This window comes from Arenibacter sp. F26102 (assembly GCF_023015865.1).
In the GTDB taxonomy this organism is placed as follows: domain Bacteria; phylum Bacteroidota; class Bacteroidia; order Flavobacteriales; family Flavobacteriaceae; genus Arenibacter.
In genome coordinates this window covers 80,832-95,888 of the sequence record NZ_JALKBC010000009.1, presented here as the reverse complement: position 1 = coordinate 95,888, position 15,057 = coordinate 80,832, and the positions used below count along the sequence as shown (strand labels likewise).

11 protein-coding genes are annotated in these 15,057 nt (G+C 40.0%); 2 read left to right on the top strand and 9 right to left on the bottom strand.

The features are described 5' to 3' along the window. Positions 1–11: 11 nt before the first annotated feature. From MWU78_RS13960 to MWU78_RS13950, 3 genes are read right to left on the bottom strand one after another with little or no spacing between them, the layout of a single operon-like run. Positions 12–242 carry a hypothetical protein gene (locus MWU78_RS13960; RefSeq protein WP_246998735.1) on the bottom strand — a complete coding sequence of 77 codons (231 nt, stop codon included), beginning with the start codon at positions 240–242 and terminating at the stop codon, positions 12–14. A gap of 18 nt (positions 243–260) precedes the next feature. Beyond that, complete coding sequence (locus MWU78_RS13955) at positions 261–476, bottom strand: hypothetical protein (protein WP_246998733.1); 216 nt, start codon at positions 474–476, stop codon at positions 261–263. Position 477: 1 nt separating this feature from the next. Further along, positions 478–1,986, bottom strand: a complete 1,509-nt coding sequence (locus MWU78_RS13950; RefSeq protein ID WP_246998731.1) for a sodium:solute symporter family protein — start codon at positions 1,984–1,986, stop codon at positions 478–480. 461 nt (positions 1,987–2,447) lie between these two features. Between MWU78_RS13950 and MWU78_RS13945 the strand changes: the two genes are divergently transcribed. After that, positions 2,448–5,861: a SusC/RagA family TonB-linked outer membrane protein gene (locus tag MWU78_RS13945; RefSeq protein ID WP_246998729.1), complete on the top strand. Its 3,414-nt coding sequence runs from the start codon at positions 2,448–2,450 to the stop codon at positions 5,859–5,861. A gap of 30 nt (positions 5,862–5,891) precedes the next feature. Beyond that, complete coding sequence (locus MWU78_RS13940) at positions 5,892–7,586, top strand: SusD/RagB family nutrient-binding outer membrane lipoprotein (RefSeq protein WP_246998727.1); 1,695 nt, start codon at positions 5,892–5,894, stop codon at positions 7,584–7,586. Positions 7,587–7,696: 110 nt separating this feature from the next. On the opposite strand, the gene MWU78_RS13935 is transcribed toward MWU78_RS13940, so the two are convergent. The 6 genes from MWU78_RS13935 to MWU78_RS13910 all read right to left on the bottom strand — a co-directional run bounded on the left by MWU78_RS13935 (position 7,697) and on the right by MWU78_RS13910 (position 15,002). Further along, entirely contained in the window at positions 7,697–7,903 is a 207-nt protein-coding gene (locus tag MWU78_RS13935; RefSeq protein WP_246998725.1) for a DUF2892 domain-containing protein, read from the bottom strand. A gap of 20 nt (positions 7,904–7,923) precedes the next feature. Next, a complete protein-coding gene (locus MWU78_RS13930; protein WP_246998723.1) occupies positions 7,924–8,229 on the bottom strand; it encodes a hypothetical protein in 306 nt (101 codons plus the stop codon). A gap of 107 nt (positions 8,230–8,336) precedes the next feature. Next, positions 8,337–11,534: an efflux RND transporter permease subunit gene (locus MWU78_RS13925; protein ID WP_246998721.1), complete on the bottom strand. Its 3,198-nt coding sequence runs from the start codon at positions 11,532–11,534 to the stop codon at positions 8,337–8,339. A gap of 279 nt (positions 11,535–11,813) precedes the next feature. Beyond that, entirely contained in the window at positions 11,814–12,893 is a 1,080-nt protein-coding gene (locus MWU78_RS13920; RefSeq protein WP_246998719.1) for an efflux RND transporter periplasmic adaptor subunit, read from the bottom strand. Positions 12,894–12,968: 75 nt separating this feature from the next. Next, the gene (locus MWU78_RS13915; protein ID WP_246998717.1) at positions 12,969–14,273 is read right to left on the bottom strand and encodes a TolC family protein; all 1,305 of its coding nucleotides are present in this window, start codon (positions 14,271–14,273) and stop codon (positions 12,969–12,971) included. A 99-nt stretch (positions 14,274–14,372) separates the two neighbouring features. Beyond that, positions 14,373–15,002, bottom strand: a complete 630-nt coding sequence (locus MWU78_RS13910; RefSeq protein ID WP_246998715.1) for a DUF2202 domain-containing protein — start codon at positions 15,000–15,002, stop codon at positions 14,373–14,375. Positions 15,003–15,057: the final 55 nt, after the last annotated feature.

Genomic DNA, 15,057 nt, shown 5'->3' with positions numbered 1-15,057 from the left:
TATATATTTTATTATTCCTGCTTGGCTTTCAATTTCTTTATGTTACTTTTTGCCTTCCACATCATACCTCCTCCAATAGATATTAGTATCAAGCCAGCAACCATATCTGTCATATGTTCCACAAAGGTTTCGGTGTAGATCATTGCAAAAAGTACAATAACCCCAAAAGTTATAATGAAAAACCCAAGGGCGTTGTTAATTTGGGCGGCCTTTATTCCCGCATTTATTTCATCTGTTTCCATATTTTTTGGATTAAGGGGTTAAAAATGATAATAGATCGATGCCAAAATAGATAGCACGGCAATAGACCATAGTTTTAAATTGTTCCACCAATGGCGATCTTCTTTTGCTATGCCCTCGTAAACATACTCAGTGGGCAGCAATAGCACCAAAAGACCTATTACTCCATACAAACTAAGAAATATCATTTTTGCAGTTTCTTGCGAAACACCGGAAAGCCAGTCAAAATTGAACATATTACAGTGATTTATTTTTTACTAAAATTTTAGAACTAAACACCAGGCCTTGCAATTGCTCCTCTGTATGTTTCTTGGTTAGCAAACTAACCGTTACATTAATAATAAATCCTAATAGGAAAGACCACCAGGAAATATAAAGAAACGGATCCTCAATAGTGAAGAATCGCTCTTTAAATACATTTAAGAAAATCGCAAATCCAATTCCTATGACCAATGCTGAAAGTCCGCCCCATTCGGTAGTTCTTTTCCAGAATATACCTAATAATAGTATTGCGAATATCGGCCCTTGGAAATAGGACATAAAGGTTTGTATGGCAACATAAATACCAGGAAAATCACTACTTATTGGCGAGGTAGCAACCCCAATAACCAATAAAACCAAGGTTGTAATTTGCCCTACTTTTAAATAATGTTTGTCATCGGCACCTTTTTTAATAAAAGGCTCATAAATATCTTTAGTAAATAAGGTAGCCGTGGAATTTAACAACGAATCTACACTGGACATAAGGCCCGCGAAAAATGCTGCGAACATAAGTCCGACCAATCCAGGAGGCAAGATCGATTTGATCATCATTGGCAACGCTTGATCACCATCTGCCAATCCAGGATGAACCACTACAGCCATTAGACCAGGGAACAATACCAATATAGGAATAAACATTTTTAAGGCAGAACCAAAAATCATACTTGCCTTGGCGTGCCATTCGTTTTTGGCGGTAAGGCAGCGTTGTACTATAGATTGGTTGCCTATCATATAAGCATTGGCCATAACGAAGGTTAGACCAAATAAAATTCCCGTCCACGGAAAGGGCGATTTCGTATCCTGTGGTTGAATAATATCGAAATGGTTTCTATACTCAGGTCCCATTGTTGCTATCTTATCGACCATATTGTCCCAACCTCCAACTTCGTAAAGACTAAGAAAAACCAAGGCAAACCCACCAATGAACATAATGACGAATTGTACGACATCGGTCATTATTACTGCGGTAATACCCCCGAAATACGTATATAGTCCGACTACCCCGGCGGTGGAAATAATAGATATCCATATGGGCCAACCCATAAGTACGTTTAATAGAACCGCACTGGCCCAAAAAAGTACACCCAAATCCAATGCAAAAAACAAAATCCAGGTTACCGAAGCTATAGTCCTTACCTTTTGATTATACCTTCTACCTAAATATTCCGGTATAGTATACATACCCCCTCGCCAGAAATAGGGAATAAAAATAAATGCCGCCAATAACATGGCCGGAACAGAACCGACCCAATCAAAATTACCGACAGAAATACCATATCTATATGCCTGTCCAGAAACACCCACAAAATCGAGTGCCCCTATATCCGATACTACAATGGACATTCCAATTGCCCAAAAGGGTAAACTTTTACCTCCAAGAAAATAATCTTCTGAACTATTGACAAATTTTTTAAAATAAAGCCCTAGTAATAACATTCCTATTATATAGGCTATTACTATGAAATAATCTATCCCTGCTAGCATTGTTTGGTATTTTGATTAGTTACCTACAAATTAAATTCAAATAGAGGTGATTGATTAAGTAAATCTTATTGTCTTTACATGGTATATTACCATAAGTACTAGTTTTTTAACTTATTTATGGATTATTAAGTTAAAATTATAGCAGTTTGAGTAAATCATGAAATACCACTCCAATAATTTAGACATGATTAATATATACAATTATAGGGACTATTCTTATCCATTAAAATCATAAAAACCGCATTGTTTATTCAGGCTCCAAATTGTCTTGTTTACGTTTAAGAAATATTCTTGCTCAAAATCAATCATATCTTAACCTAAAATTTTCGATATCTTAATATTTAGTGCATTAGGGTTAAGATTTGACAGGTATCTAATAAAATACCATGCTTTTTGCCGATAATTTTACAATAGATTTGTTAACGAAATGCTAATTACTCAACCAATTAATAAAAATGAATATGAAAAAAAGAAGCTTGAAATTTTTGACTTTCCTTTTGTTCAGTATGGTTTCAGGAATCATGTTGGCACAACAAGGAGTAACGGGAGTCGTCAGCAGTGATGATGGCGAACTACTCCCAGGGGTATCCGTTGTAGTTAAGGGAACTACTACAGGTGTAACCTCGGATTTTGATGGAATTTATAGTATTAATGTTCCTAACAGTAGTGCTGTTTTAGTATTTTCCTATTTGGGAATGGAAACTAAAGAAGTAATAGTTGGTAACCAAACTACTCTCGATGTTACTATGGCAACTTCATCCGAACAGTTGGACGAGGTAGTCGTAACGGCACTTGGTATTACTAGGGAAAAGAAATCTCTAGGGTATTCTGTTAGTGAGGTAGGTGGTGATGCTTTAGACAATGTTCCACAAGAGAACGTTTTAAACGCTCTTTCCGGTAAAGTGTCCGGGGTGAATATCAACTCAACTGGTGGTGCAGGTTCTACTGTAAACATTAATGTTAGGGGTGCAGCTTCATTATCCAGTGACAACCAACCATTATTTGTAATCGATGGTTCTCCTGTAATTAATACAGCCAACAACATTACGGAGATAGGTAGAGATAACAAAGTGGATTACGGTAATGCTATTTCTGATATCAATGCAGATGACATTGCCAGTGTTACTGTTCTAAAAGGAGCCAGTGCTGCAGCACTTTATGGTTCTAGAGCTGGTAACGGGGTTATATTAATTACAACCAAGTCTGGAAAATCAAAAAAAGGAATGGGAGTAACTATTAATTCCAGTACAGTTTTTGATATTCCAAGTCGTTTCTTAGATACACATAGAAGGTTTGCGACAGGTTCCAGACCTTATACCGAAGATAATTTCCCAACAAATTCCTATGGTGCAATTGTCATCGGCGAAACTGCTTCAGCATGGGCAGGTCCTGAACTGGACAAAGGCATCATGGCAATCCAATGGCCTTATAGCGCAGAGGAAATAGCTAGTGGCGTTCCTGTACCAAGGGAATTGAAGTCGTACAACAATCCAAAGAATTTCTTTCAAACGGCCGTTACAACAACCAATAATATTTCTATCCAGGACAATACGGAAAAAATTAATTATAGGTTGTCCTATTCGGATCTACAGAACAAGGGAAACATCCCTAATACAGATTTACACAAACATAGCATCAGCTTAAATTCATCATTAAAGTTAAACGATAAATTTACGGTTAGTACTAGTCTTAACTATACAAAATCTGGTGCGGACAACAGACCTGTTGGTAACCGCGGTGCCAACGCAATGCAGGCAGTTTACGAATTGAACCCACATATTGATGTGCGCCAAATGAAGGATTACTGGTTGCCAGGATACGAAGGCATCTTCCAAAATTCTCCTTATAACTTTGGTGACGATCCAACAGAAACTGAATGGAACAACCCTTATTTCCTAGCTTACGAGAACAACAATGGTTTTGAAAGAAACAGGTTTTATGGTAATGTAAAAGGAGAGTGGAAAATCACCGATGATCTAACGGGTATGGTTCGCTACAACATGGATGAAATTAACGAAGTACGGGAAACCAAATTGTCCAAAGGCTATACTGGGGACATGAACGGAGCCTACGGTATCAACAAAATATTCACAAATGAAACTAATGTCGATTTCCTATTAACCTATGCCAAAAGACTGGAAGGATGGGATTTCTCAGTATCTGGAGGTGGTAACAAAAGGGTTTTAAAAGGAAACAATTTGTTAAATTCCACAATAAGTAGAGGATCTGGACTTTTAACACCAGGTTTATTCACCTTATCCAATATTGCCAACGACAATTTAGTTTACTCTTATAACACTTACGAAAAACAAGTAAACAGTTTGTATGGAATGGCTAGTATTGGTATTAAAGATATGTTCTACGTAGACGTTACAGGAAGAAATGATTGGTCCAGCACCTTGCCAGATAATAACAATTCCTATTTTTACCCATCCGTATCTACTAGTTTATTGGTTAATAGGCTTCTTGGTTTAGGCAATGGGGTATCCTTATTAAAACTTCGTGCAGGTTATGCTGAAGTAGGTAACGATACTGGGCCATATAACCTACAACCTACTTTAAATGGTGGTACATCATGGGGATCAGGATCTTTGTTATCCGTGCCTTCTACCTTACTTAACCCAGATTTAAAACCAGAAAGTATTTCATCTTGGGAAGCAGGAGCTGATTTGGCCTTCTTTAACAATAGGTTAAGTATGGATTTCACTTATTACACTGCCGATAACGAAAATCAAATTTTTGGTATTGCTCTTCCAATTTCATCAGGGTATAACTCTAAAAATACCAATGCCGGTCTATTGAGAAGTACTGGTGTAGAGGCTGGTTTAAATGCAACCATTATAAACTCCAATGATTGGCGTTGGGATATGGGCTTCGTATTTAACAGAAACCGAACCAAAGTAATTGAATTGGCCGAAGGTATGAATTCCATTCAGTTTTGGACCGATGCCCGTGGTGGTGCTATAACTTGGGTTGGTGAAGAAATAGGAAATATTTTTGACGCAGCTCTAGTTCGTGTTGAAGATCCAAACTCGCCTTATTTTGGCTGGCCTATTATTGATGATTCTGGTTTTGAAAACAGTGATCGTACTAGGGAAGACGCAGACGGTAACAGGGTTGCCCCAATTATTGGAAACTTTAACCCAGATTTCACTTTAGGGATGACAACATCTGCATCCTATAAGAACTGGAGCATCTCCATGAATTTTGATTGGAGAAAAGGCGGACAGTTTGTTTCGCAAACTCACAGATACGGAGAATCTGATTTACATACCCAACGATGGATTGATAAATTGCATAATTTCAATGACATCACCGATGTTCCTACCTATTTGAGAGACAATGCAGACCAATTCTTATCGGAAAATGGTGAATTCTATGTATTAGTAGGTGGACCTACAGCAGCTGATGGTGGGTATCCATTAACCGAAGGTGGAATTACATTGAACGATGGGGTATTTATGCCAGGGGTACAAGGCGATTATGACGATGATGGCAACTTCATAGCTACAGCCGAAAACTTAGGTGGTCCTGGAACTGTGATTACAAGATACCAAGATCACTACGGGTGGGACTTTACTAGAAATGCAACCTTTGATTCTGATTTCTTAAAACTAAGAGAAATTTCACTTACTTATTCCGTGCCAAGTAAACATATTAAGCAAATAGGACTTCAAAATCTAAATATATCTTTATTTAGCCGAAATATTATCCTTTGGACCAAGGCCGATATAGGAATCGACCCTGAGATGGCTTTCCAGCACGAATCAAGTACACAAGGAGGAAGTGGTATCCAATTTAAGCAAGGTATTGAGCGCTTTAACATAAGTCCATTTACCATTCCAATAGGTTTCAAACTTAACGTAAGTTTCTAATTAGGCACTTTAAACAAAAAACAAAAAATCATGAGTAAAATAAATAAGATATTTAAACTATTTCTCGTAGTTTGTCTACTGTCCGCTACTTCATGCGACAATGACCTTACAGAAATTAACCAAAACCCCAACGGGGTAGATCCTAGCCAAGGCAATCCAAGTTTTCTATTAACGCAAGTGATGGTGAATACCGCTTTGGACGTGGGTAACAAAGGCTATAGTGGAGAACTGTCTGCCTTTGTGCAATACACCCAAAAAGATTCTTGGGGCAACAACAATTATGATTGGGATGGAAGTGGATGGAACACCTACTACGGAAACTTGCGTAGTGCTAAATTAGCACTACAACGGTCTCAAGAATTAGGTTATACTTTACATGAAGCAATTGCCCAAATATTAATGGCGCAGAACTTTGTTACCTTGGCAGATTACTACGGTGACGTACCTTATTCTGATGCGGTACAAGCCGATGAGGATGTTATTCTACCAACTTACGATTCTCAAGAAGCAGTTTATAAAGGGGCTATTGCTGATTTCGTGGCTGCTGCAGCTTCAATATCCAACAATATGGGTAACCTAGAGGCCTTTGGTGCCAGCCAAGATATTTTCTTTGGAGGCGATGCCGAAAAATGGATGAAATACGCCAACTCCTTGGCCCTACGGTATTACATGCGATTATCGGAGAAAGACCCATCTTATGCGCAAGCAGGGGTAACGGCCACCTTGGCGAAACCTTTGATCAGCAGTGTGGATGAGGAGTGTGCCTTGGCCTATACTGGTACATCTGATGGAACTGCTCAGCCAAGTAACAGCTCAACAGGAGGAGCATCTGCCTTTAATCGTGTTAAGCCTTGTACTACTTTTACCGATAGATTACGGGAACTTAATGACCCAAGGGCTAGCATTTGGTTTGCACCTGTTGCAATTCCAATTAAAGTTGTGCCTGCCGCAGACGTTCCTGGTGGAGAAGATGATGTAGTTGTAGATGGAGTGCGTTATATAAATGAAGAAACTCTTGCCGATAATGGTTTAAAGATATATGACAAAACTACCTGGAAAGCCGATCGTTTGGCTGGATTAAGTTTAGTAGATACCAGTAGTACCTATGTGGGTATCCCTGTATCGTATCAAGGATCAGAGCCTTATACTTATAACTTGAACCCTAACCCGGTACAAGGTGGAGGCAATGTACATGTTTCATTAATGAACGATCAGTTTAAAGACGCTAGCGGTGATTTCTTAAAAGCTAGGGTTATGTCCTACGCAGAAGTTTGTTTCTTAAAAGCAGAAGCTGCTCTAAAAGGTTGGGGCTCAGATGCAGAAGGAAATTATAACAAAGGAGTACAGGCATCTTTGGACACATGGGGAATTGGTGGAGAATATGATAGTTACATAACTACTACTGACGTAGCCTATAATGGTACTTTGGCGCAAATCATGGAACAAAAATGGATTGCCAACTTTGCTACCGCTTCCGAGGCATATTTGGATTGGAGACGTACTGGACTCCCAGATTTACAGACAGGACCTTTTGCCTTATCTTCAGTAATCCCGGTTCGTTTTCAGTATCCTGATGAAGAAAGGAATATTAATGAAGAAAATTACAAGGCAGCATTATCCTCATTGGAAACTACCAGCCACACGAACGATGTGCCTGGAAAATTCGAAAACGACACACCTTGGTCCAAACCATGGATATTACAAGGAGTTACCAAGCCTTGGTAATAAAGATTGAGTTTTTTTATTGAGTTTGAGTTAGTTTTAAAATACCCTGGGAGACCAGGGTATTTTTTTTGTCTATTATTTATCGCCAATCCCACTACGCTTTAAGACATTTATACGGTACAGCTGTCCCCATCTTTTCTAACTCCAAGCTTAAATAAGATCTTCTCCATAAGACACCATTGGGTAAAGGCGGATTGAAAAAGGTTGGCCCCTACAAATAGGGTAAACCACAACCAGTTTATGTTTACGTATATTGCCAATACAACACTTATAATGATAAAAGTCCCGGCAATTGCCCTGATATATCTATTGATCATAATATAATTTTTTAAGGTTATTAAATAAATTTCTCTATTGGAACCACTGCAGCCCTTATGGGATTGTTGGTTTCCAAATTAGAATTGAAAGATGTAATAAGTCCGAATAGAATTTCAATATTTTCATCAGTGGTAAAGGAGAAAAACATGTTGGATTCCACACCTCCTTTTTCACTTGGGAACCAGTTTGATGCCATTAGCACCGTAGCCTGATTCTTATACCCATCAATATCGGAACCACTAAAGCTCTCAATATTGGCTTTTTTAAATAGTTGTAGGATTTCCTTCCCGTACTCCTCCACAACAGTTACTATTAGTAATTTCATTACTTTATTTTTAGTTTCAATTGTATTTCTGCCATTATACCTCGTTGAGCCGTAGCTTCCTTTATGCTTTACTGGGGATCACTTCGACTAGGCGCAGAGACCCATCTTTATTTATAGTTCTTCCTTTCTATCATATAATACACCAAAGGCACTACTAACAATGTAAGCACCGTGGATACAATGGTACCTCCCATTAAGGATATGGCCAGCCCTTGAAAAATAGGGTCGAACAAGATTACGAATGCTCCAATGACTACAGTACCTGCAGTTAACAAAATAGGGGTTGTCCTCACTGCTCCTGCTTCAATTACCGCTAATTTCAAGGGTACACCATCTGCCAGCCGTATATTGATAAAATCGATCAATAACACCGAGTTCCGTACCATGATTCCGGCCAAGGCAATCATCCCGATAAAGGAAGTTGCCGTAAAAAATGCACCCAGCATCCAATGGCCCAATACTATCCCGATCAAGGAAAGGGGTATGGCCACCATCATTACAATAGGAGCTTTAAAATTCTGGAACCAACCCACAATAAGTATATATATTATAATGATGACCCCTAGGAAGGCCAATCCAAGATCCCGGAATACCTCCAAGGTAATCTGCCATTCCCCATCCCATTTTACGGTATAATTGTCCTCAAAATCGGGTTGCTTTATGAACAGTTCATCTATAGAATAACCCTTTGGCAAATCCATGGCCTTTAACTTATCGGTCATTCCCAATATGGCGTACACCGGACTTTCCAATTCCCCGGCCATATCGGCCAGTACATAAACCACTCTTTTTTGGTTTTTTCTATAGATGCTCTTAGCCCTAGTGGTTTGCTCAATGCTCACCAAATCGGCTATAGGAACCATATTGCCATTGCCTTGTTCCGATTTCACCTTCATTTGGGCAATGTCCTGGATAGTAGATTTCTCTTTTTCATCCAAAGCCAATATCAACCCAATCTGATTGGAGGCATTTTCATCGTACAGATTGGTCACTGCCCTTTCCGACAGGGCCATATTCATAGTATGGGCAATTTGTGCGGGGGCTACACCATAAAGCATTGCCTTTTCCTTGTCTATGATAAACTCATATTTTATCTGGTCCGCTTCTACCATCCAATCTACATCCACAACGTCAGAGGTGTTTTTCAAGATTTGCTGTACCTGGTCCGCAATGGCTATCTGTGTGTTGTAATCAGGACCGTATATTTCCCCAACAATAGTAGATAAAACCGGAGGTCCTGGTGGCACCTCTACAATCTTAATGTTGGCGTTGAATTTACCTCCAATGCGCTGAATTTCTGGTCGCAACAAACTGGCTATATCATGGCTTTGGGCACTTCTATCGCCCTTATCCACTAAATTCACCTGAATATCGGCCATATTACTACCCCCTCTCATATCGTAGTGACGGACCAAACCGTTGAATGTTATCGGAGCCGAAGTCCCCACATAACTTTGGTAGTTTACCACTTCAGGACGGGTATTTAAATACTGGGCAATTTCCCGAGCTACCACCCCGGTACGTTCCAAAGTAGTACCTTCGGGCATGTCTATGACCACCTGAAACTCGTTCTTATTGTCGAACGGTAACATTTTTACAGCAACCGATTTGGTAAAGAACATTCCAATGGAACCCAATAGCAACAAGAAGGTAATTCCCAAAAACAACCAACGCTTCTTCTTGTTCTCGATCAAAGGACTTTCAAACTTATGGTACATCTTGTAGATAAAGGTATTCTCCAAAGGTTTCTCTACCTTTTCCTCTCCCTTTTTATCCTTCTCCCTTAGGAAAATATATCCTAGATAAGGGGTAATGGTCAAGGCAACAAAAAGGGACAACAACATTGCAATGGAAGCTCCAATAGGCATTGGCGACATATAGGGTCCCATTAGACCGGAGACAAAAGCCATTGGCAATACAGAGGCAATTACCGTGAAAGTGGCCAAAATAGTAGGATTCCCAACTTCATTAATGGCATACAAGGCAGCCTGTTTAAACGGTAAGCGTTTCATTTTAAAATGCCGGTGCATGTTTTCCGCGATAATAATGGAATCGTCCACCACTATACCCGTTACAAAAACCAAAGCAAACAAGGTGATACGGTTCAGCGTATAATCCAACATATAATAGCTAAGCAATGTAAGGGCAAAGGTTATAGGTACCGAAAGAAACACTACCAATCCTCCACGCCATCCCATGGCCAACATCACTACAAAGGTTACTGCTATAATGGCCCCAATAAGGTGCATTAACAATTCCGACACCTTATGGGAGGCCGTTTCCCCGTAATTACGGGTTACCTCTACATGCACATCATCCGGAATAAGGTTCTTTTTTAAATGATCTACCTTGTCCAAAATAATGTCCGAAATCTTCATAGCGTCGGCACCTTTGCGCTTGGCCACCGATATAGTCACAGCAGGATACTCGCTTTTGTAGACTCCCCCTTTTTCACTCCCCTGCCCAAAGCCAAGGGACACATATTCCTTTGGAATTTCTGGTCCGTCCTGTATACTGGCAATTTGCTTTAAATAAATGGGACGGTTCTGTTGTACGCCTACCACCAAATTTTCCACGTCTGCAGCAGTTTCCAGGAATTTACCGGTGGTCACCATAAATTCGGTATCATTTTTATCAAACGTACCTCCGCTCAGTTGTTGATTATTGGCCTTTATCATTTGGGCAACAGACAGAAAATCCAATCCGCTTTCCGCCAATTTATCCTTGTCCAATACTACCCTTAATTGACGGTTACGGCCACCAATTTTTTGGGTGGCGGACACATCGTTTATCTTTTCAATTTCATCCGTAAGTTCCTGGGCAATTTGCTTTAATTGGTAATCATCGTAATTCTCACTCCATAAGGTTAGTCCAAGCATGGGAACATCGTCTATAGCCCTGGTTTTTATCAAAGGGAAGGTAACGCCTTGCGGCATTTCATCCATATGCTTATTGATCTCGTTCTGGAGTTTAACAAACGAACGTTCAATGTCCTCACCTACATAAAACTGCACTATAACCATCCCCTGCTCTTCCATGGAGGTAGAGTAGACATACTCCACACCCTTAATATTGGAAATTAATTTTTCCAACGGTTTGGTTACCCTACTCTCCACTTCGGTGGGACTGGCCCCAGGGTATCCCACAAAAATATCGGCCATGGGCACATCTATCTGAGGCTCCTCTTCTCTTGGTATCAAGAACGAACTGTATACCCCAATGACCATGAACACAATCATTAAAAGGACCGTTAACTTGGAACCTATAAACGCTTTGGCAATCTTGCCTGCTAATCCTTCTTTCATCTTTTTCTTATTGTTTTTGTATTTGAGCGTTTCCTTCGCATGATAATCATATCGGCAAGGTCTTTTCTTATACCTGCAAGATCTTTTCCTGAATCATGCAAGGTCTCCAAGACCTTGTAGGTATAGCAGGATGATCATGCAGGAAAGCTCAGGTCGGGCTTTCCGCTTTTACTCCAGCTCCTTTTTAGCCTAAATCCGCTAAAAAGACCTGGGGTAACCACTGCAATCCCCGCCTAATGGCGGGCAAGCCTAACGCAAATCCGTTTTTTTAATCTTCAGTTATTGGATACTTATTTTGGCCCCATTGAACAACTTCCCCTCGGCAGATATTATGTAATCTTCCTCGGCGGAAAGTCCGGACAATACTTCAACACTATCGCCATAAGTCCTGCCCAACCGCAGCCAGCGTAAAAGTGCCGTATTGCTTTCACTAACCGTATACACCCCGGCTAATTGTCCATTGTGCACCACGGCATCCAAAGGGATAAGTACTTTATTGGTGTTCTTCTTTTTTACCGTTGGAAATTGCACAGTAGCATACATTCCGGAAAGCAAATTATACTCGGATTTGTCCAGCATCACTTTAACCATATATTGTCCTCCAGTATTTTTTGCCGATGTACTTACTTCAACCACTTTCCCCTGAACAGATTCGTTAGGAGTCTTGATCAGGACAAGAACTTCCGAATCGTCCTTGATCTGAAGGATTTCGGATTCGGGTATCATGGCCAATACCTGAAAATCTCCGGGACTCTCCACTTCCAATAAGGGCATTCCTGGATTTGCCATATCCCCAACCTTTATAAATTTGTTGGTTACTACCCCATTAAAAGGGGCGCGTATATTGCTATATGAAAATTGGGCGTTTACCTCATTCTTCATTTGTTTCGCGCCTTCCAATCTGGCCTTGGCCATGTTGTAGTTGGCCGTAATATCGTCCAGTTCCTTTTGAGAAGCACTGTTTTCATTAAACAAAGCTGTATACCTTTTGTAATCCTTTTCTGCATTGGCAAAAGCCGCAGTGGCCTCGGTAATACTGGCATTTACCTGGGCCAATTTGGCGGATAGATCAGTGTTGTTAATACTTATCAATTGCTGTCCTTTATTCACTTTATCCCCGACCTGCACGTAAATTTTATCAACATATCCCATCATTCGGGTACTGATATTGGCACTGTTCACTGCCTCTATCTTTCCACTGGCAGAAAGGAATGTGCCACCGCTCTGTTCGGAAACCGTATTCACTTTAACGGCAACAGCTGGAGAATTATCTGTCACCGCTTTTTTATCTTCACTCCCACAACTGGAAATTGTTATGACTAGGGTGATGAGTGCTATTAAGTATAATTTTGTTTGCATGTTTTTCTTTTTATTTTTAGTGCTAAATGCGAAAATTCCTTTTTATGATTTCTTATGTTAAGCGACTTAGGCGCATTATTCCTTGGTTAAGAACTTAACATAGGCCAAAGCATAGTTATAATTAAAAATTGTAGTGTAATACTCCAATCTCTTTTGTGAGAATTGTGTTTCGGTATTTAATAGATCGGTAGTTTTTTCCAAGCCTTGTTTAAATCTATTGGTACGTATGCGCAAAGACTCTTCCGACTGTTGCAACGCCAAGGAAGTTAGCTCCAGATTATTTTTGGCATCCTGAAGCAGCCGCATGGCCCTATTCAACTCTACCTGACTCTCCGCCTTATACTGATGCAGTTCCAATTTGGATTTTTCGTATTCGGCCCTACTTTTTTGAACCTTTCCAAAACGTTTGCTGCCTTCAAAAATGTTCCATTTTAATTCTGCCCCGATCAGGTATCCATTGGCATCACCCTGAAAAACTTGATCATCATGCAATTCATAGGTTCCAAACGCATTTAGGCTGGGAAGGAAACTCATTTTGTCCGCCCTGTACATTTGTTGGTAAGCGTCACTGGACAAGGACATGGCTTGTAGGTCCTTTCTATTCTCGGGCAATCCTTCGGTATAAATGTCACTGACCACTAGGGTCAAGGAGTCCGATGGTTGTAGAAGAGCATAGCTGTTATCGTTCATCAAGACGGATAGATAATTGGAGACATTATGGACATTGCTCTTGGCGTACTGCAACTGATTCTCTATTTCGGTAAGCCTAACCTCAACGGCAAGGACATCCGATTTTTGAAGATACCCCTGATTAAAACTATTATCTGCCAAACGCTTATTTTCCATGGCTGCCTTTTTTGCCTGTTCCAAAACCGCGACCGACTTATACGCCAATTGCAATTGCATATAGGCCTTTTCCACCTCCAAGTCCATATAATCATTGGTCCTATCAGCTTTTAACTCCACAGCATTTAATTTGGCTTTTGCTGCCTTGCGCTGAAAAATTCCATCCAGATTTACCAAAGGCTGCTGTACTACTATACGCGTGGCATAATCCTCGATCTGACTGGGATTGTTCAATAAAAAGGGGTCAAAATCGGCTTGAGTCAAAATTTCCTGGTTTAATTTTGAACCAAATGCCATCAAGGGATTGGTGGTAGCTATAGCCGTATGGGAGACGCTTATATTGGGCAAAATCACCGCATTGGACTGATTAAAATCTCCTTTCGCGGCCAACACATCCTGTTGGGACATTTTTAGGGTATTGTTGTTTTCCCTCACTTTGGTCATCACTTCCTCCTTGCTGATCAACACCCTTTCCTGTGCCTGAACAAAGAACATAGTTCCCAAAAATGATAGTATGTATATAATATTCTTCATGTTACAAATTATTTAAGACAAAATTAGGGGGAGAAAAGGGATTGCACAGTAACTAATGTTACTGACGTAAAGGAGCCTAGGTTGGTCTAAAAACTTGGGTTATCGCCCACATTGATCTGGACTATCATTGATTATTAGGGTATAGTCTTCCTGGGTTAAATACCGGGGCTCATAGGTGTTTCCCGAAACTTCAATGGCAGTAACAAAGCTCCTGAGGTGGTTTCGGCTACCACATTGTAGGCTTTCAAAAACCTTTATCATGGCGCTGTTGGTAGTGGAATTAATAAAGTTGGCCAAATCCACAATGTCCAAATCTTCAATATTGGCACCAACCTCCAAGGCATTTGCCCTATTCTCGCTGCCGTAATCAACAAACTGATCATAAAGTTTTTGAATGTCCGGGTTATTAAACTCCCCATAGGATAAAAGGGTATAGGAAATATTATATTGGTCCAAAAGGCCAATAACGGCATCCATATGACTTTGTTCACTTTTCTTAATGTTTGAAAACTGATTTATTTCCCATAAATCCTCCAAATAGGTATAGGTATCCCTTGCCACCTTTTCCTCTTCCAACATAAACAGTAATGCAGCACTGTCTTCATTAGTGAGGTTTGTATTATCCAGATCCGCAACGGATGAATCATCATTGTTACAGGAGAACACTGCCAAAAGGAACGGCAAACCAAAAATGTATAAATTGGCTCTATTTTGTTTAAAAAGTTTCATTGCTGATACATTTAAATTACATAAGCAATTTCCAACATATAAAACAGATAGACAG